This is a genomic window from Paraburkholderia sp. GAS82, assembly GCF_050436285.1.
Classification (GTDB): domain Bacteria; phylum Pseudomonadota; class Gammaproteobacteria; order Burkholderiales; family Burkholderiaceae; genus Paraburkholderia; species Paraburkholderia phenazinium_B.
The window spans coordinates 505,694-524,558 of the sequence record NZ_JBNDLX010000004.1 but is presented as its reverse complement, the minus strand read 5'-3'; the positions used below and the strand labels follow the sequence as shown (position 1 = coordinate 524,558).

20 protein-coding genes are annotated in these 18,865 nt (G+C 61.0%); 11 read left to right on the top strand and 9 right to left on the bottom strand.

Annotated features, from left to right (window positions below; translation table 11 throughout):
- The first annotated feature begins 9 nt into the window (after nucleotides 1-9).
- Together P3T17_RS15730 and P3T17_RS15725 are read left to right on the top strand one after the other, a co-directional pair.
- On the top strand, nucleotides 10-819 hold the full coding sequence (locus tag P3T17_RS15730) for a hemolysin (RefSeq protein ID WP_429407726.1): 810 nt from the start codon (nucleotides 10-12) through the stop codon (nucleotides 817-819).
- On the top strand, nucleotides 816-1,067 hold the full coding sequence (locus P3T17_RS15725) for a hypothetical protein (protein WP_429407724.1): 252 nt from the start codon (nucleotides 816-818) through the stop codon (nucleotides 1,065-1,067). The genes P3T17_RS15730 and P3T17_RS15725 overlap by 4 nt, the downstream gene beginning before the upstream one ends.
- A gap of 42 nt (nucleotides 1,068-1,109) precedes the next feature.
- Here the strand turns inward: P3T17_RS15725 and P3T17_RS15720 are convergent, their stop codons facing one another.
- Nucleotides 1,110-1,277, bottom strand: a complete 168-nt coding sequence (locus P3T17_RS15720; RefSeq protein ID WP_429407722.1) for a hypothetical protein — start codon at nucleotides 1,275-1,277, stop codon at nucleotides 1,110-1,112.
- A 90-nt stretch (nucleotides 1,278-1,367) separates the two neighbouring features.
- Here P3T17_RS15720 and P3T17_RS15715 point away from each other — a divergent pair, with 90 nt between their 5' ends.
- The 6 genes from P3T17_RS15715 (at nucleotide 1,368) to P3T17_RS15690 (ending at nucleotide 6,250) form a co-directional block, all read left to right on the top strand.
- Nucleotides 1,368-2,225, top strand: a complete 858-nt coding sequence (locus tag P3T17_RS15715) for a hypothetical protein (protein WP_429407720.1) — start codon at nucleotides 1,368-1,370, stop codon at nucleotides 2,223-2,225.
- Nucleotides 2,222-2,488, top strand: a complete 267-nt coding sequence (locus P3T17_RS15710; RefSeq protein ID WP_429407718.1) for a hypothetical protein — start codon at nucleotides 2,222-2,224, stop codon at nucleotides 2,486-2,488. The genes P3T17_RS15715 and P3T17_RS15710 overlap by 4 nt, the downstream gene beginning before the upstream one ends.
- A gap of 71 nt (nucleotides 2,489-2,559) precedes the next feature.
- Entirely contained in the window at nucleotides 2,560-4,314 is a 1,755-nt protein-coding gene (locus P3T17_RS15705) for a ShlB/FhaC/HecB family hemolysin secretion/activation protein (RefSeq protein WP_429407716.1), read from the top strand.
- 41 nt (nucleotides 4,315-4,355) lie between these two features.
- On the top strand, nucleotides 4,356-4,853 hold the full coding sequence (locus P3T17_RS15700) for a hypothetical protein (protein ID WP_429407714.1): 498 nt from the start codon (nucleotides 4,356-4,358) through the stop codon (nucleotides 4,851-4,853).
- Between the two features lie 312 nt (nucleotides 4,854-5,165).
- On the top strand, nucleotides 5,166-5,819 hold the full coding sequence (locus tag P3T17_RS15695; protein WP_429407712.1) for a hypothetical protein: 654 nt from the start codon (nucleotides 5,166-5,168) through the stop codon (nucleotides 5,817-5,819).
- 212 nt (nucleotides 5,820-6,031) lie between these two features.
- The gene (locus tag P3T17_RS15690; protein WP_429287507.1) at nucleotides 6,032-6,250 is read left to right on the top strand and encodes a hypothetical protein; all 219 of its coding nucleotides are present in this window, start codon (nucleotides 6,032-6,034) and stop codon (nucleotides 6,248-6,250) included.
- Nucleotides 6,251-6,322: 72 nt separating this feature from the next.
- Here the strand turns inward: P3T17_RS15690 and pstS are convergent, their stop codons facing one another.
- The 3 genes from pstS to P3T17_RS15675 form a co-directional block, all read right to left on the bottom strand.
- Complete coding sequence (pstS, locus tag P3T17_RS15685; protein ID WP_429407710.1) at nucleotides 6,323-7,414, bottom strand: phosphate ABC transporter substrate-binding protein PstS; 1,092 nt, start codon at nucleotides 7,412-7,414, stop codon at nucleotides 6,323-6,325.
- Between the two features lie 69 nt (nucleotides 7,415-7,483).
- On the bottom strand, nucleotides 7,484-8,968 hold the full coding sequence (locus P3T17_RS15680) for an MFS transporter (protein WP_074265147.1): 1,485 nt from the start codon (nucleotides 8,966-8,968) through the stop codon (nucleotides 7,484-7,486).
- Nucleotides 8,969-9,372: 404 nt separating this feature from the next.
- Nucleotides 9,373-10,770 (bottom strand): MFS transporter, encoded by a 1,398-nt coding sequence (locus tag P3T17_RS15675; RefSeq protein WP_429407708.1) that lies wholly within the window; start codon nucleotides 10,768-10,770, stop codon nucleotides 9,373-9,375.
- Between the two features lie 249 nt (nucleotides 10,771-11,019).
- On the opposite strand from P3T17_RS15675, the gene cls reads away from it, so the two are divergent.
- Nucleotides 11,020-12,282: a cardiolipin synthase gene (cls, locus tag P3T17_RS15670; RefSeq protein ID WP_429407706.1), complete on the top strand. Its 1,263-nt coding sequence runs from the start codon at nucleotides 11,020-11,022 to the stop codon at nucleotides 12,280-12,282.
- Here the strand turns inward: cls and P3T17_RS15665 are convergent, their stop codons facing one another.
- The gene (locus P3T17_RS15665; protein ID WP_429407704.1) at nucleotides 12,283-13,851 is read right to left on the bottom strand and encodes an amidase; all 1,569 of its coding nucleotides are present in this window, start codon (nucleotides 13,849-13,851) and stop codon (nucleotides 12,283-12,285) included.
- Between the two features lie 243 nt (nucleotides 13,852-14,094).
- On the opposite strand from P3T17_RS15665, the gene P3T17_RS15660 reads away from it, so the two are divergent.
- Together P3T17_RS15660 and P3T17_RS15655 are read left to right on the top strand one after the other, a co-directional pair.
- Entirely contained in the window at nucleotides 14,095-14,580 is a 486-nt protein-coding gene (locus P3T17_RS15660; protein ID WP_429407702.1) for a hypothetical protein, read from the top strand.
- A gap of 24 nt (nucleotides 14,581-14,604) precedes the next feature.
- The gene (locus P3T17_RS15655) at nucleotides 14,605-15,003 is read left to right on the top strand and encodes a PPC domain-containing DNA-binding protein (protein ID WP_074265144.1); all 399 of its coding nucleotides are present in this window, start codon (nucleotides 14,605-14,607) and stop codon (nucleotides 15,001-15,003) included.
- Nucleotides 15,004-15,053: 50 nt separating this feature from the next.
- Here P3T17_RS15655 and P3T17_RS15650 read toward each other — a convergent pair whose 3' ends face one another.
- The 4 genes from P3T17_RS15650 to P3T17_RS15635 form a co-directional block, all read right to left on the bottom strand.
- Nucleotides 15,054-15,893: a BtpA/SgcQ family protein gene (locus P3T17_RS15650; RefSeq protein ID WP_074265143.1), complete on the bottom strand. Its 840-nt coding sequence runs from the start codon at nucleotides 15,891-15,893 to the stop codon at nucleotides 15,054-15,056.
- Nucleotides 15,894-15,899: 6 nt separating this feature from the next.
- Nucleotides 15,900-16,877: a ribokinase gene (locus P3T17_RS15645; protein WP_429407700.1), complete on the bottom strand. Its 978-nt coding sequence runs from the start codon at nucleotides 16,875-16,877 to the stop codon at nucleotides 15,900-15,902.
- Between the two features lie 12 nt (nucleotides 16,878-16,889).
- A complete protein-coding gene (locus tag P3T17_RS15640; RefSeq protein WP_074265141.1) occupies nucleotides 16,890-17,651 on the bottom strand; it encodes a glutamine amidotransferase in 762 nt (253 codons plus the stop codon).
- Between the two features lie 116 nt (nucleotides 17,652-17,767).
- Entirely contained in the window at nucleotides 17,768-18,862 is a 1,095-nt protein-coding gene (locus P3T17_RS15635; protein WP_429407698.1) for a phosphotriesterase family protein, read from the bottom strand.
- Between the last annotated feature and the right edge of the window lie 3 nt (nucleotides 18,863-18,865).

Here is an 18,865-nt window from a genome sequence, read left to right as displayed (position 1 = left end):
AACTGGCAGTTGCATCCCGACGAGCGACAGTGGGCGAGAGATAACGCCAAACAGTTTGCCCAGTTCTACGAGGAGAAGACTGGCCAGTCGATCACGGCGGATCAGGCGCAGAACATGTTGCTGGCGAACGGTTACCGTCTGGTCGATGCAGCAGCAAGCAAGGGGCCTGGTGGCGACGCGACTGCGGTGGCGTTTATTAGCCAGAACAGCAACGGCCTGTTCACAGCGACGACGCCAGCGGAGTACAACAGTCCGTTCCTGTATGGCAACAAGAACGGTTCGCTGACACCGGAACAGAATGCATTGCCAGGCCACGACGCGCATCCACGGATCGGCGTGGCCGCAGGCGCGGGAGTTGGGCTGGTCGCACTTGGTGCTGTTGCTCCGGCGGTTGCTATGGCTTGGGGGCTGGGTACGACATACGACTTTGTCGGCGATGCGATCAGTCATGCGATGGGACTATCATCCGATACGCCGGACTTTACGAAGTCGTTCACGGTCGGTGGGATAGCTGGGGCGATGACACCTCTTCTGTTGCCGCTCGATGTTCTAGGCACGGGTATGGCTAGCAAGGTTGCTGTTGGGGGATACAACGCTGCGGCAGGCGGGGCAGGAGCGTTCGGGGCAACAGCTATAACGAATTCCGGGAATGCGGATTTATCTGGTGGTATAGGAGCAGGTTCCGCTGTGCTTGGAACGGTAATGACGACGATGATGCCTGGCCCAATGGGCAACTTCTTAAACCAGATCAATCAAATCCTATCCGGACCGACGCAGAACGCAATCACCAAAACAGTTGATAAGAAGGGTGGCAAATGACGCAGGCGGAACAGCGGCGCAATATATATCGCCGAGCGGCTATAGCCTATGCTGCCGCTTGTGCATTACCATTCTTCATCCTGCTTGTGTCCTTGGTAAAAGGTGCCGGTTGGCGTCCGGTGCTCATAGGCTTGCCAGCATATGTGACATTCGTCGGTGCAGTTACCTATCAATTTACCAAGGAGCTTCGTGCGCTGAAGTATGAGGAGCGTGAGGCGGAAGAATCTCCGAGCAGTGAAGATCATTAGCAACAAACCCGGCGCTGGCCGGGTTTGTTGTTTGTGAGTTGTTCATTTGCGTCTGCTGAGTCGTTGCCGCGTGGCTTCGGCTTCTGGCGCGCTCATATACCTGCCGGCGACCAGGTAGTCATAGTCGGGTGTGATGGTGATGTGCCGGTACCGGTAACCGATGCTGAACAGGACCTGGTTCCCTGGCAGGAAGCCAGCGTGTTCGAGCATGGTATGCGATGTAATTGAGATGGGTGCAATGCGTCCTCTGGCAAACTCGCGCCTTCTGGCCAGAACCCGTGTCGGGGCAAAAAATTGCGGATGGAAACGCGCATCATGGAAAACCGGTTTGCAAGTTCCTGTCGCGTCAGGAGAAAACCTGTATCGACAACGGCGGGCGTGTCGGGGTGTGGTGTTCGGTTCAACCGACAACTGCACCCCGAAGAAAAAACAGTCGCCAAGCAGCTCGCGGATAAGAGCGGCGGCAAATACACAGAGGCGCAGATTGAAGACCAGATGCGCATCATGGGTGCAACCTCGAACGGGACCAACGAGTCGGGCGCACCGACGACCTTAATTGGTCAGGCACCCACGGACTCTGGTGCACAGTGGATGTCGGCAGGAACAACCGCCGACGGCAAGCCGGTCCTGACACAGATAACGGCACTGGCGAATCCGGAGTTGCAGTCATATATTCTGTCGAACTATGCGACCGACGTGCCGGGCACAGTTTCATACAGCCCGTTGTCCGGCTCGAAGTCATCAACTATAACGGGACCGTTTACCAAGTTCGACAAGAGCGACGCGGACTTTATGCGTAACGCTACGGCAGATGCGTCGGGGATGGTCTCGACTAACGCTGGACGTGTGTCGGCCCTTGCAGCAGCGGGTGCGGCATTAACGCCTTGCTCATTGGTTTGTGAAGGTGTCGCATACACTGGAACAGTCATAGGTATCGCTGCAGATGCGGTTGGGCAATTGGCTAGACCGAATACCGGGCAGTACCTTTTTAACGGATCAACGTCTATTGCATCGAACTACATATCAGCGGCATCGCCCGTGCTAACCCCTGCTGTGAATGAGTTGGTGAATCAAGTAAACGGAAGTGGCGCGGCTACGAACATGCAAGACAAGATAAATGCCATTTTTGGACCTCAAAGTTCCAAGGTGAAAAAATGAAGGTCAAATTCATCGACAACGGCAACTTGGCCGCATGGCTTCGTTTGACGCTAATCGTTATCGGAATAGGGCTTGCCGCGGTCGCGCTTGGATGTGAACTCCCGGTTTTTTGGGCGAGAGCTTTTTTGTTAGTTGGCTTTTTCTCAGTGCTCGTGGGCGGAATGACCAGTCGAGCTAAATTGCTTAATATCAAGCCCTTCGATAATAGCTACAAGAAAGCGCGCGATAGCTACAAGTCGAAAGATGACGGGAGCGGCAAATGAGCTGCTGAGACAGCAGCGGGCTAACGATGCCCGCTGTTGCGTGTCGTATCGAATCACGGAATGAAACACCGATGAAAATCCGAAAGAGGCTGGCGGTGCTGCCGCTCACAGCCCTGGTGTCGCTCGCGTCGAACGCGCAGCATGCGCCGACGCCGGCCGATGAAGCCGCCGCCGCCCGGGCCAACGCCGAGCAGAACCAGCAGGTCCAGCAACAGCTCGACGCACAGCAGCGTGACGCAACCGTGCAGGCACCTGCCGTGCGTTCGACCCTTCCCACATTCGAGGGCTATCCGCTGCTGCCGGTCGAGACACCATGCTTCCGCATAGGCAAATTCGCGCTCGATGTCCCGACAACGCTGCCCGCTGCCGTGCGCAGCAGGGGAGCGTCGGCCCTATCACTGGACCTGTTCGCCTTTGCGCGCGAATGGCTCGATCACTACAGGGGCCAATGCATCGGCAGGTCCGGCATTGACACACTGACGAAGGGGCTGCAGCAGGCCATCCTGAGCCGTGGCTATGTCACGACGCGCGTGCTTGTCCCGCAGCAGGACCTATCCAGCGGCACGCTGGCCCTTGCGCTCGTTCCTGGCGTCGTCCACCAGCTCCGTCTTGCGGACGCTGAGACACGGGGCACCCTTAAATCTGCATTCCCCGCCCGCGACGGCGACCTGTTGGACCTGCGCGACCTTGAGCAGGGCCTGGAGCAGATGAAGCGCGTCGCGTCGCAGGACGTGGACATGAAGATCGAGCCGACCAATACTCCCGGCGAAAGCGATGTCGTGGTGAGCGTGAAGCGCGCGAAACCGTGGAGCTTGGTCGCATCGGTTGATAACTCGGGTACGGATGCGACCGGCAAGTGGCAGGGCAACGTGAGCCTTGGCATCGACAATCCGCTGGGACTCAACGACATTTTCACGGTCGGCGCAAATCAGGACCTGTCGTTCGGCAACAAGGCGCTCGGCTCGCACGGCTTCAACGGTTCGTACTCGCTGCCGTGGGGATACTGGACGGCAACGCTGTCTGGCAACACGAACACCTACTACCAGAACATTGCGGGCGTGAACCAGACGTTCGTGTCCAGCGGTAACTCGCAGACAGCCGCACTGAGGCTCGCGCGCGTACTAAGCCGCAGCCAGAGCGATGTATTCGGCGTGGAGTTCCAGCTATCGAAGCGTTTCGGTGAGAGCTTCATTGATGACAAGGACATACCGCAGCAGCGGCGCAACAACACGTTCATCGAAGCGGGCCTGACCGACCGGCACTACTTTGGCGCGTCGCAGTTCGACGGCACGCTTGCGTACCGTCAGGGGATTGGCGGGCTGGGCGCGACGCCTGATCCGTACCCCGACGGTCCCACTTACCGTTACCACATGGCGGTGCTGGATGCGAACCTGTCAGTGCCGTTCGCGGTCGCGCAACACAGCTTGCGCTACGTGACGACCGTTCACGCGCAGTTCACCAACGACACGCTGTTCTATCTGGACGACCTGACCATCGGCAGCCGTTACACGGTGCGGGGCTTCGACGGCGAAACTATGCTGGCGGCAGAAAAAGGTTTCTATTGGCGCAATGAGTTGCAATGGCCCATTGGCCAGACGGGACAGGCGCTGTACGCGGGGATCGACTACGGTCGCGTGTTCGGGCCGAACACGGCGTTTCTGGCCGGAACACAACTGGCGGGTGCGGTGATCGGCATACGCGGTGGTCTGCCTTCGCGCTTTGTCGGTCTCTCCTACGACCTGTTCGCCGGGACGCCGGTCTACAAACCCAGCGGTTTCCCGACCTCGCGCGTGACGGTGGGAGTGCAGGCCATGGCTCAGTTCTGAGTGGGACCCAATTTTTAACTATGCTTTTTTGCGAGCCAACCATGTTAAGTAAATTTGCGATTGCAGCGTTGTGCGTCTCGTTGTCGGCGTGCGCGATTGACTATTCGAAATTTCCCATACTCGATACGAAAATGTCGGGAAATCTAGAGGAGATGCCAAGACTGTACGGTAACTACAAGGTGACGGATGCGAGCAATTTCCAGAACAGAATTGGCCGTGTAGAGATTTATGCGAGCGACAAGAACAAACCTCTTTTTAAGCTCTATGACAAGAGCGGAAAGCTGCTCGGTGGCTTCAGTCCACGATCGTGCACACTGGCATCCGACGAACTTTCTTGTGGAAAAAGTGCGCTCGTCTTGGGCGACTACCCTTACGTTTCGTTGAAGGAACTTCCCAATGGCGAAAATTATCCGCCTACGCCCACTGGCGTGTTCACACCGGTGCGGACGATGTCCGTCCTGCCAGACGGTTATCGGATGGCTTTTCGATGGGATTACCAGGATCGACTTGGCTATCTTGCCCTTCAGAAACTCGAATAGATCGCGGCTGCATTGCATGTTCCCGCGTCACAGCCGGAGTGTAGGCTACGGCGCAGTGCTGGCGTGCCGTGGGGGGAACGCGGGGGAATGGATGTTTGAGGGCGGGAGGGGAAAGAAGTTTGCCCCGCACGCCGACCGGAAAGGCTTATATAGCGGGGCTGTTTATCGCAGGGCGTGATTTATCCACATCCTTATGAACGGAATGTGTGGACAACTCGTACCCCGGCGTTCCTGCGCGCCTCATCCCCAAACCTGCGCCAATCAATATAAACGGTATATACTGTTTATATTGTTTATGACATGGAGATGAAAATGAACGAACCTAGCCTGAAAAAACCGACCAAAAAGACCTTCCACTTTCCGAAGAGCGCTACGGAAGGCGTAACGGCCGATGCCAGTCAAACCGACGCAGTGGTGGAAGTAACCGCGAAACCCGAGAAGACGAAGGGAACTGCAGCACCGAAGGCATCGCGTCGCAAGTCCGTTGAAAAGGCCGCTGCCACCTCGAAGACCGAGGCTGCAGTGAAAGAAAAAGCCGCCCCAAAGGCCGAAGCCGTAGCAAAAGAAAAAGCTGCACCGAAGTCCAAGGCCGCACCGAAGCAAAAATCCGCACCGAAAGAGAAGGCCGCCGACGCCAGCGTAGCTGCAGCTGAAAAGCCGAAGCGGGCCAAGAAGGAAACGGCGAAGAAGGTGGTCGCGAAGACGGAAGTAGCGAAAAAAGAAGTAGCGAAAAAAGAAGTCGCCAAGAAAGAAAAAGTCGTCCGCGACAGCTTCACGATGCCCAAGTCCGACTATGCAAAGATCTCCGTCCTGAAACAAAAGTGCCTCGAAGTCGGCATTTCGGTGAAGAAAAGCGAAGTGCTGCGCGCCGGTCTGCTGCTGCTCGAAGGCGCAACCTCGCAACGCCTGCTGGCTGCGATTTCGGCGGTCGAAACTGTCAAAACCGGTCGCCCTGCAAAATCGTAATTTGAAGTCGTAACGCAGGGTCGTATCGGCAAAGAAGCAAATAGGCAAAGAGGAAAAGACGCAAAGAACTTCGCGCTCGTCTTGATCGTATCGTTCGCCGGCGGCAATCTCGTATACCGCTTCCGGGGTCACGCAAGTGACACTGCACTTCACTATCGTGAAGAGGCTCACTCCTATCGTGGAGTGAGCCGTTGCACATACCGGAGACTTCCATGAGCGATCAACACGAAGTTCATCACCATCACCACGAAGCAGCCAAGCATCTCGATTCAGCGGCCAAGCATCATCGCGAAGCAGCGAAGCATGCTGAGGCAGGCGATCACGAGGCAGCAAGCCACCATGCGCATCTCGCCCATGGTCACGGGCTGCACGCTGGCGAGCACGCCGAGCATGCGGCCAAGAAGGCGGCGCATCTGCATAGCGGCCATTAATCGATTTAGCCGCTGCTAAAAGACAAACGGCGCACTCTCGAACCGGGTGCGCCGTTCTGTTTGTGCGGGTCCTTATTTGATCGACTGGATCTGCGCCTGGCTCAGCTCCCACGTATGCGGCGGCAGCGGAATGAAATGTACGGTATCGAGGTACGCCTCGTTGGTTTCGGACGGCACGATCGACCACAGCAGGAAGCGGCGCACTGCCGCAGCCGTCGTCGGATCGGGCTGTTTCGTCGAGACCACCGCGTACTCGTAGTTGACGAGCGGGTAGGACCCCGAGGCCGGCGCATACACCAGACTCAGCCGTTCGTCGGCCGGCGTGCGCGGACCCAGCGAAGCGGCGCCCGCCGTGATCGTCTCCTTGGTGGGCAGCACGAATTCCCCTGCGCCATTCTTGAGCGCAGCGGTGCCGAGTTGCGCGGCTGCCAGTTTGTCGCCAAAGCTGACACCCACGTAACCAATCGAAAAGGGCGTGCTCTGCAGTGTCTGCACCATCCCTGCATTGCCCGTCGCCGTCAGGCTGCCCGGTACGTTCGGCCACGAAATTGTCGTGCCGTAGCCGTTGGCGTTTTCCCAGCTATCCGTTGCGAACGACAGAAACTGGGTAAACACGAACGTATCCCCCGAGCCTTCGGCCCGGCGGATCGGCACGATAGCGTGATTCGGCAACGTTACGCCCGGATTGAGCGCGGCGATCTGCGGTGCATCCCAGTTACGGATCGTCCCGCTGTAGATGCCAGCCAGCACCGGCCCATCCAGCTTCAGATGCGTTGCGTTGAGACCGGGCACGTTGTAGTTGACGGTCTGCGCAGCGATTGCCAGCGGCACGTTGATGATCTGCGGATGTTGCCGCATCTCTGCATCGGACATATACGCATCGGACGCGCCGATATGCACTTTGCCCGCCAGCACCTGCTGGATGCCGGCTTCGGAACCCGTGCCGGCAACGGTGATGTGAACGCCGGGATGCGTCTTCGTGTACGCGTCCACCCAGGTCGTGAAGAGCGGATACAGCAGCGTCGAGCCGGTCTCGTTCAGCGTGAGGTCTTGTGCGTTAGCCAACGCGCCCGTCATCACCGTGAGCGCTGCCACGCATAGCGGCGCGGCAGCGAAACGCTGCCAGCGCAGGCGTAGTGCAGGTTTTTTAACATCGTGATTCATGCATCTCTCCGTCGCATTGCTGGGAAGCCATCGTTTATGTGGAGCAACAAAGGCGGTACAAAGACGCGTCTACTGGCCAATCTCGTCCAGGCTCACACCATTCGTTTCGATGCGGAATAGCCAGGTCACCACGGCGCCGAGAATCGATGTGGCCACGAGGATGTAAAGCAGCGGCCCCGTGCCGATGCCCGTCAGCAGAATCGGGAACAGGAACGCAGTCGCCACTGCGCCGATCTTGCCGACCGCCGCTGCGAAGCCTGCGCCTGTGCCGCGAATCGCCGTCGGGAATACTTCGCCCGCCAGCAGATAGGTCTGCGCGTTCGGTCCCAGGTTGGTCATGAAGTTGAACAGCATGAAGCCGGCGAAGATGACCGCGGTCTTGGTCGAGCCTTCGAATCCATCGGAGAACGAAGCAAGCAGCAATCCGGCTGCGCAGCCGACGAACCCGACCACCTGCAACCAGATCCGGCCAACCTTGTCCGCCAGAATGACCGCGAAGATGATGCCGACGATCAGCAGCATCGTGATCAGCGCAGCGCCCTTGGCAGCGAGGATGTCGTTGAGGATCAGGTCGGTGATGCTGCGCACGTGGTCCTGCTTGGCGCCGAAGGCGGCGCCCAGGATCGTCGGCGTGAAGATGCCGATCCCGTACGTGCCCAGATCCTGCAGGAACCACGGCACCGAGGCGAGAATCGTCGCGCGCAGATTGCGCTTGGCGAACAACGCCATAAAGCTGCCGTGACCGTGACCGGTGGCGGCATTATCGATTTCGCGCGACAGCGCGATACTGGTCGGATATTGCGGCGTGCGCACGAGCAGGCGTGTAGCAGCGGCTTCCGCACGGTCGACTGCGCCGCGGATATGCAGCCAGCCCGGGCTCTCGGTGATGTAAAAGCGGCCGATGGTCACTGCCAGCGCCGGGATGATCGCGGTGCCATACATCCAGCGCCATGCGTCGAGGTTCGGGACGGTCGACAGCACGAGGAAGCCCACAGCGGTGCCGCCGAGTGCGCCCAGCGCCTGGAAGCCGAACGCGGCCAGCACCAGCTTGCCGCGACTGGTACTCGGAATGCTTTCGGAAATGATCATGTGCGCGGTCGGGTAATCGCAGCCCAACGCGACACCGAGACCGAACAGGCAGATCACGAGCGAGAGGAAGTTAGTGCAGACGACCAGCAGCACGAGGAACGCTACGAAGATGATCATTTCGACGATGAACATCCGCTTGCGCCCGAAGTAATCGGACATACCGCCCAGACCCACGGCGCCCACCAGAATCCCCATCAGGCTCGCCGCGCTGATCAGACCGTTCTGCGCAGCACCGATGCCGAATTCGCGCGAGATCAGCGGCAACGCCACACCGGTCATGAAGACCACGAATCCTTCGAAGAATTTGCCGGCTGCTGCGAGCGCCCAGATGCGCCATTGCATGCCGGTCATCGGGACGGAAGGAAGACGTGTGCCGTCTGGCCACATCGGACGCTCGTCGATGTACTGCTGAACCGACTTTACGGCGGCGCGCTGCACGCTGTCGGTGTCTGCCACATCATGCATATCACTCTCCTTGTGGTGTGTTGCTAATGCGCTCGCGTTGGAGTGCAGTTCGATGAGCGGAGCGCTACCCTCGCACGGAATTGCGATGCCAACGTGCATGGTGCCGCGCGCGGGTGTCGTGCGGATGACAGGCGCCACGGCAGGGCGCTCGCCAGGGGAAACCCCATCTCTGCGGGAGTGCTAAGGGATCAGCGCGGGATCGACGAAGGATGAATGCTGCGATGCAACGGGGTGCGTGTGTCCGCAACTAAACGGCGAACAGCGCCCGAGAGTGGCGTCATTCAGGTTAACGACGCAAATGTAGGGATAACGTAATCGAAGCGCTCGGTGTTTTCCGCCAGAGTTACGAGGCGAAAAACGCCAAAACGTTAAATGGCATTGTCAAACGTAGCGCGTTCTCCGCGTCACCCGCGGCTGCCCCGCGAGATCTCTTCGCCCGCATGAGGCGGCAGACGCAGCGTCACCGGAATGGAAGCAAACGAGCAGAGTCCGACTACGAGAAATGCGGGCCAGAAATCCGTCCACGCAATATGCGAATGACCGTGCATCACACGCGTAATCTGCAGGACGATCCCGCCGATCGTCACGCCGAGGCCGAGCGACATCTGCTGCACGACGCTGCCGAGGCTCGTCGCGCGGCCGACATCGCGGCTTGCGATTTCCGCGTAGGTCAGCGAGTTCAGGCTGGTGAACTGCAGCGCCGGAAAGAAGCCGCCGAGCAGCACCACAAACCAGATGAGCCAGGTAGGTGTCCCCGGAAAGAACGCGCCGCAGATGGCGATCGCGATGCCGGACAGCGCAGCATTGACGACCAGCACTTGACGAAACCCGTAGCGCCGCAATACCGTCGATGCCATGGTGCGCATGAACATGCCGCCGAAGGCCGAGGCACAGGTAATCAGGCCGGATTCGAATGCGCTCCTGCCGAGTCCCTCTTGCAACAGCAATGGCAACAGGAACGGCAAAGCGCCGAGCCCGATCCGGAAAAGCGAACCGCCTGCGACGCTCGCCTGGAAGGTCGGGATGCGGAAGAACCGCAGATCGAGCAGCGGCAATTTAACCTTCAGCGCATAGGGTACGTAAATGGCAAGCAAAAATGCGCCGCACACGCACATGCCAACCGCATTGCTATTCGACGTCATTTCTCCGCCCAGCAGCGAAAGCCCCAGCAGAAACAGAGCCGCGCCGCCTGCCGAGAGCACGAAGCCGATCCAGTCGAGCGGCCCCGGATGCGGTTCACGCGTGTTGACGATATGACGGTTGGTCAGATAGATGCCGAGTATGCCGACCGGCACGTTGATGAAGAAAATCAGCCGCCAATGCAGATACGTGGTGATAAAGCCACCCAGCAGCGGTCCAGCCGCGGGCCCAAGCATGGCGGGCACGCTCAGATAGTTCATCGCGCGAATGAACTCGGATTTGGGCACTACGCGGAAGATGATGATGCGCCCGACCGGCACCATCATCGCGCCGCCCACACCCTGGATAAAGCGGGCCACCGTGAAGGTGCCGAGCGAACTGGAGGCCGCGCAGAGCAGCGAGCCGCCCACGAAAATGCCGATGGCGGTGCGAAACACGGTGCGAGCGCCGAAGCGGTCGGCGAGCCAGCCGCACACGGGGATGAACACGCCGAGGCCGAGCACGTAACTCGTCACGGCGATCTTGAGGGTGACCGGATCGCGGCCGAAGTCGCGTGCCATCGAGGGTAGGGCGGTCACGATCACATTTGCATCGACGCTTTCCATGAACATCGCGCACGCGACGATGAGCGGGGCAAGAAGCGCTTTCTGGACAAGTGTCATGAGTGCGACGGTCTGCAGAGGGACTACGAAGTCGCGATTATGGCATTGGAACGCGCACAATTGCTCTGAAGTGTTCCCTACATGAACGCGCAATGCGGTTTTCGAACGCTTGTGCGGTGCAGGACGAGGGGGCATGTGCGGACTAGGCGGAGGGCGCGGAAGATGCTCAACCGGAGTGCGGCACAAACCGTGCTGGCAGACTGATGTTGCCCACGCGGCTCGCTTTGGCGGGCCAAACCGGATCCACGCATGCTGACGATTCTGCTGACCGCCTTTGTAACGCTCGTCGTGGTGCTGATGATCGCCAACCTGTCGAGCGGCGAGAAAAAGATCGAGCACAACATCGAGCGGCTCTACGCCAGCGACGACCCGCAATTTTTGCGCTCGATGGGCCTGCTGCTCGGGCCGCCCGTCATCGGAGGCAACCGCTTCGAGGTGCTCGTGAACGGCGATGCGATTTTTCCATCGATGCTCGCCGCAATCCGCACGGCGCAGAAATCCATTACGTTCGAGACGTTTATTTACTGGTCCGGCGAGATCGGCGAGCAGTTTGCGCAAGCGCTCGCCGAGAAAGCGCGCGAGGGCCTGGCGGTGCATGTGCTGCTGGACTGGATGGGCTCGTCGAAGATGGACCGGCGTTATCTGCAGATACTGAACGACAGCGGCGCCGAAGTGTTCCGCTATCACAAGCCACACTGGACCGGACTCGGTCGCATGAACGACCGGACCCACCGCAAGCTGCTGGTGATCGACGGGCACACCGGTTTCACCGGTGGCGTCGGCATTGCGCCCGAATGGACCGGCCATGCGCAGGATCCGCAGCACTGGCGCGATACGCACTTTCGCGTCGCCGGCCCGGTAGTCGGGCACATGCAGGCGGTCTTCATGGACAACTGGGTCAAGGCGAGCGGCAATGTGCTGCACGGGCCCGACTATTTTCCGGAGATCGCACCCTGCGGCGACGGTGTCGCGCATATGTTCAGCAGCTCGCCATCGGGCGGCAGCGACGACATGCAGTTGATGTATCTGATGGCGATCACGGCGGCGACCCACTCGATCCATCTGGCGAGCGCGTACTTCGTGCCGGACAAGCTGACCATCAACGCGCTCGTCGAAGCCACGCGGCGCGGCGTCAGGGTGCAGGTGCTCACGCCGGGTCAACGGATCGACACGCATACCGTGCGCGAGGCGTCGCGCGCGTGCTGGGGCGATCTGTTGAAGGCGGGTGTCGAGATGTACGAGTACCAGCCCACCATGTTTCACTGCAAGCTGCTGGTGGTGGACGAATATCTCGTATCGGTAGGCTCGACCAACTTCGATAGCCGCTCGTTCAAGCTGAACGACGAAGCGAACCTGAACATCTATGACCGCGATTTCGCGCAGCGTCAGGCAGCGATTTTTGCCGACGACCTGGCGAAGTCGGAGCAGGTGACGCTGGACGACTGGTTGCGCCGCCCGCTCAAGGAGAAGCTCGTCGAGCGGCTCGCGGCGCTGCTCGACGGCCAGCTCTGATCAAACCCTGACGGGCGGAATACTCGAGTGCTGGATGTACTGCGGCTCCTCACGCCACTGCGTCGCCTGTTCGAACGCATAACCGAGCGCCAGCAGTCGCGCTTCGCTCCATGCCGGACCGACGAACGACAAACCAACCGGCAGGCCACGCACGAGCCCGGCCGGCACTGTCAGATGCGGATAGCCGGCTACTGCGGCCGGCGTGGAGAAACCGTCGCCGCTGCTGTCGCCGTTGATGAAATCGGTCAGCCACGCGGTGCCGCCGGTCGGGGCGACAATCGCATCTAGGTTGTGCTCGCGGATCGCGCGGTCGATGCCTTCGTCACGCGAGCCCTTGCGGCAGGCGGCCAGCGCTTTTATGTAGACCTCGCTGTCGAGGTCGCCCAGCGCCTCAGCCTGGATCAGCAGCTCCTGGCCGAAGTACGGCATCTCGGTCTCGTGGTTCGCATTGTTGAAGGCGATCACATCGGCTAGCGTACGAATCTGCGCGTGCGGGGCGAAGCTCGCGAGCCACAACGGTAGATCGTGCTTGAATTCGTGCAGCAGCACGGACTGTTCTTCGGTGTCGTAGTTCACCTTCGGCAGGTTGATCGGGTCGATCACCTCGGCTCCCAGCATGGCTAGCCGCGCAATCGCATAGTCGATCCTTTCGTCGACTTCGTCGTGGCCGCTGAAGAACTCGCGGGCCACGCCGATGCGCGCGCCGCGCAGCGCGTTTTTGTCGAGTGCGCCGAGATAGTCGGCAGGCGCGGGCGCGCCGAGCGTTGCAGGATCGCGCGGGTCGGGTCCGGCCAGCGCAGTGAGCAGCAACGCGGCGTCGCTCACAGTGCGGGCGATCGGGCCAGGCGTGTCCTGCGTGTGCGAGATCGGGATGATGCCGTCGCGGCTGATACGTCCTACCGTGGGCTTGAGCCCGACCACACCCATGATCGACGACGGCGAGACGATCGAGCCGTCGGTCTCGGTGCCGATCGCCATGCGTGTGAGGTTCGCCGCAACGGCCGCCGCCGAGCCGGAACTGGAGCCGCTCGTGGAGCGGTCCAGGGCATACGGGTTGCGCGAGAGTCCACCGCGCCCGCTCCAGCCGCTGGTCGAGCGTCCTGAGCGGATGTTGGCCCATTCGCTCAGGTTGGTCTTGCCGAGGATCACACCGCCGGCCGCGCGCAGGCGCTCGACCAAATGCGCGTCGCGGGTGGCGTGCACGCCGTCGAGCGCCAGCGAACCCGCGGTCGTCGACATGCGGTCGCCCGTCGCGATGTTGTCCTTGATCACGACCGGCATGCCATGCAACGGGCCGCGCAGCGTGCCGGCCGCGCGCTCGGCATCGAGCGCAGCGGCCATTTGCGGTGCGTCCGGATTGAGTTCGATGATGCTGCGCAATTCCGGGCCGCGCCGGTCGAGCCGGGCAATCCGGTCCAGATAGTGGCGGGCGGTTTGTGCGGCGTTGGACGGATCGGGGGCGTTTTCACCGTGCCCGTGTGCGAGGGCCGGGGGCAGGGCGGACGCATTCCTTGTGGTGATAGCGGAGGCCAGCAGACCGATTGAAGCGAAGAAACTGCGTCGTCTCATAGTGAGGTTCTTGTTGAAATGTGAACGCGGAAGCCGCCGCGCCTTGCTGTGCTTCCGTGCCGTTGCCATAGCCTCTGCGCCGTCGAGGCGATTCGCAATCGCGCGAGATTACCTTAACAAAATTAGATGGCGGCGAAAGTCCTCGCTGCGCATGAGGCGAAACAGTTGCTGGGAGCAAATATTGCTTTGCGTGCAGGGCCGGGGCACGATACTGCGTGTCCGTGCAGACCATGGAGGCATCCGATGTCGATTACGCTAACTTGCCGTACTGTGCTGTGTTCCGTACTGGTTGTTGCCGCAACTACCGGGATCTCCGGGTCGGCGTGGAGCGCAGACCCGGCTGCGCCTGGCGCTGCTCCGACTGCTGTCAATGGCGTGCCCGGAGCACCTGGTGTCGAGACCGCGGCCCCTGTGCCCGCCGGTGACGATACCTTCCTGCTGACTATTTTCCTGCGGCACGACGAATCCAGGCCGTTGCCGAAAATCAACGACGAACTGCGTGCGCAGGGTTTTTATAAGGCTTTTCCGCCGCCGGGGATCGAGGTGGTGTCGTGGTATGTGATGATGGGCATTGGCCAGGTCGTGACGTTGCGCGTACCGGCAAACCGTCTACGCGAAGTCAACCGGGCGATCGAGGAGACCGCATGGGGCGGCTACCGCACGGAGTTTTATCCGACCTATGATTACAAGGCAGTCGCGCAACATATGCGCGAGACGAATGGGAAGTAGTGGGTAGTTGAGGGAGTACGAGCTATGCAAACGCATCCGATGCGCTTGTCTCCGGGAGATGACCTGCGCGGCGCGCTTGAAGACGCGCTGCGCGGGTTCGGTGTGCAAGCGGCCTTTGTGCTGCAGGGCATCGGCAGTCTGAGCGTCGCGCAGTTGCGCTTCGCTGGCGTGGATCAGCCCACCGAGTTGCGAGGCGACATGGAGATTCTCACGCTGGCCGGATCGATCTCACCCGATGGTGCGCATTTGCACATGTCCGTTTCCGACGCGCATGGACAGGTGTCGGGCGGACATGTGACGCGCGGCTGCATCGTTCGAACTACGGCGGAAATATTGCTGGCGCTGCTGCCCGAGCATCGTTTTTCACGCGAGCACGATGCGGGTTCGGGCTTTGCGGAACTGGTTATCCGGCCGCAGTCGTAGTTGCGTGAGCCGTAAGTCGCGAGCCGGAGTCGTGATGCGGCGCACTGCAGCTAACGCGCCGCCTGCATAAATGCGCGTACCTTCGTCTCATCAACCGGATTCCACCACACGCCCCCCACCTTCAACGAACTCGCGACAATCACCGCGTCCACGATAGAAAGAATCTCCGCGACATTGCCTTCAGTGCAGCCGCTCCCCACCAGCAGCGGCAGTTTCGTCGCCGCCCGGATCTGCCGCAGGTAATCAGCGCTCGCAGCGTCTCCCGTGCGCTGTCCGGTGGCGATGATGGCATCCGCATCGAAGAATTCGACGTCGCGCACCAGTTCCTCCAGCGCGCGGTCCGCGACGATGGCGTGCGCACCGTGTTTGACATGCGCATCGGCGAACACGCTAATGCCGTCCGCGCGCAGACGCGCCCGGTAACGCAAGGCGCTGGCGGCCGCGCCCTCGATAAAGCCCTCGTTCGCAATGTACGCATTGGCCCACTGATTGACGCGCACGAACGCAGCCTGGCTCGCGGCGGCAATAGCCAGCGCAGGAATCGCCGCATTTGCCAGGACGTTGATGCCGATCGGCAGGCCGGTTTCGCGCGCGATGCGATCGGCCGTCACCGCCATGAATGCCGAGGTTTCGTGCCCGATGTCTTCGGGCTTGGAGAACGGCACATCACCGTGATTCTCGATGATCAGACCATCGACGCCACCGTTGCGATACGCAAGCGCATCGGCAAGCGCTCCCTCATATAACGCCTGACTCGATGCCCCTTGATATCGCGGCGAGCCGGGGAAGGCCGGGCAGTGGATCACACCAATTACCACGCCACGGGCGCGTCCGAAGATCCGTTTGATGCAGTCGGTCTGCCCGCGTCCGACGCCAGAAGAAGTGTCCATATCGATTCAACTTACCTGAGTGGGAGAGGCCAAGGGTGGGACGGAAAGAAGCAGGTCGCGCATCGTTGCGCGGTCGGGAAAGCTGGCTTGCGCACCGCGCCGTGTGACGACGACAGCGGCAACGGCCTGAGCCCAGCGCAACGCCAATGGCATCGCCAGGCCGTGGCCGAACGCAGCGAGTAGCGTGCCGCAAAAAGCATCGCCAGCGCCTACGGTATCGATCGCGGTCGTTGGCATGGCGGGCAGATGCTGCGTGTCGCGCTCGTTGCACCACAACACGCCTTGCGCGCCGAGCGTGACACAAACCTCGCGGGCACCTGCATGCAGCAGCGCCGCGGCAGCGCGCACCGGATCGTCGTGGGCGCTGAGCGTTGTCGCCTCGACGCGGTTGACTACCAGCACGTCGACATCGCCAAGCATCGGCACGCAATCGAAACACACCGGTCCGGGATTGAGCAGCGTGCGGCGCGCACCGAGCCGAGCGGCGCTCAGCATCTGCGCCGTGAAGTCCGCGCTCAGGTTGCCCTGCAAGGCGATCCAGTCGCCGGCGCGGGTCGCATCGACGATGCTGCTTGCCTCGGGACCGTAACGGGCGGCGGCTTCGTTACGCGTGACGATGGTGTTCTCGCCGCGCGCATCCACGGTGATGATGGACAGATCGGTCGGGTAGGGCGCACGCATCATGTGGCGGGTGTCGATACCTTCTGCACTCAACTGTGCAACGATGCGATCCCCTTCGGCATCCTGACCGACCGCTGCGAACAACTGTGTCGGTGTGCCTGCGCGTGCCGCGACCACGGCCTGATTGGCGCCCTTGCCACCCAGATCGTAGAGCGTTTCGACGGCGAGCGAAGTCTCGCCCGCCACCGGCAGGCGTTCGACGCGCAGGCTCAGATCGAGCGCCGCATTGCCGACTACGCAGACACGCGGCGCCAGGTTGAGTGCGTCGAACGTCGTGTGAGCCAACGGGATATCTGCGCGCATGACAGCGAGAGCCTAGTGCGCCGCTGTCGACGTAAGCCAGTCGAGGCAGTTCAGCCACAGCCGCGCATTGCCATCCCACGCGGAGAACTCCGGCGGTAGCCAGTGATGCGACATGTCGCTCGTCCATGCCAGCGAACGGCCCTGACCAAAGGTACCCGCAACCAGCAGTGGGTGGCCAGTCTCCGGCACGGTGGCAATGACAGTGGCCCCAGGCTTGACCTGCACTTCGTTGTAACCGAGCAGATGCGGCCACGCAGTGCCGAGGCCTTCAACTAGCGGATGCGAAGCCACCACCTGCGGCGTAAATCCTTCGGGCACCTCGACCCGGTCGTCATAGGGCAGGCAAGTAACCGGCAGCACATCCTCAACGGGCGTCCCACGAAACCGCGCGCTGCCGTTGATGCCCTGAAAGCTCAGATAACCGCCGATCATCATCAGCCCGCGGCCGGCCGCCACATACTCGCGCAGCAGTTTGAGGCGATTCGGCGTGCGCTGGCTCTTCGCCCACGTGTCCGGATGCAGCAGCAGCGTATTGGCGCCGATGTCGGACAGGATGATCGCGTCATACGCTAGCAGGCCTTCGAGCGTGGTCGGAAATTCTTCTTGTGCTTCATGGCTCGGCATATGCGTGATCGCATAGCGGCTGTCTTTCAAGGCGTCGAGAAACAGCGTCGCGCCGTTGTGATACGTCACCGTCGGAAACTGATCGAATCCCTTGATGTGTGTCGACGTGCTGGTCCAGCTCTCTCCGGCCAGCAATACGGATCGGGTCATGCGAATCTCCTGTTAGGCGCGCGGGCGGCCGTGTCGGCGGCGGCATGCGCTGCGTAAAACCGGTTTACCGTTGAACGGGCAGACACGCGTCGAAAGCGGTCTGCCTGCGCATCTGTCTATCTGCCTGCCTCGCGTTGCCGTGAAAAGACCTTGAGCGGGTTGGCGATCATCAGCGTTTCGATTTGCGGGGCCGTCACACCGTGGCGTCGTAGCCGCGGCACGAAATGCCTGAGGATGTAGCCATAGCCGTGGCCGCCATAGCGCGTCAACATGGTCTTGAGAAACACGTCCTGCGACATCAGCAAACGGTCGATGAAGCCCGCGTCGATCAGCGCCCTGATTGCCCGCGCATTCTCTTCGTCGGATGGCGACTGCGCGTCTTCCTCGGGATAGTAGTAGTCCATACCGATCATGTCGTATTCGAGCCACGTGCCGCGACGCGCGAGCGCGTGCTGGTATTCCGTATCCATGTGGCTCGGATTCATGTGGCACAGCACCGTGTGATTCAGGTCTGCGCCTTCCTGTTCGACGATATCGAGCACACGGTGGCCGTGCCGCACCCAACCGGGCAGGTGGATCGACAACGGCACATGGGTCGCCGCGCTGGCGCGCGCGGCTGCCCGCAACGATTTCTCTTCGTGCGTGGTGAACGCCGCGGACACGCCGATTTCGCCAATCAGGCCGGCCACCACTTCGGGCTTCTCGTCCGCACCGCCGACTTCGAAAATCAGTTGCGCGGCCAGATCGTCGATGGAGCGCTCGCTGACGTAGCGCGGATGCGTCGGCTCCAGATAGAAGCCGGTGGACATCACGACGTTCAGGCCCGTGCGCCGCGCGATTTTCTGCAAGGCAGCCGGATCGCGGCCGATGCCGAGGTTGGTTGGATCCACCACTGTATTGCCGCCGAGTTCGCGAAAGCGCATCAGTTCATCGATCGCGGCCTCGACGTCGAACAACTGGCAGTTGTCGCGGTTCATCAGCGGGTTCATCCGCAACGCGCCGAGAATGCCGATATGCACCTTCTGCTCGCCGATCTCGCGCTCGCCGCAGCAGGTCGGCGGTACCCACTTGCCCGACGCATCCAGCAGAATGTGCTCGTGCATCAGCGTCACGCCCATCTGTGCGACTGGCAGCGGTCCGAGCACGGTCATCACGTGGCCGCTATCTACGCCGACCGGCAGCGGATCAACCGGGCGAAAGATCGACGTCATGAC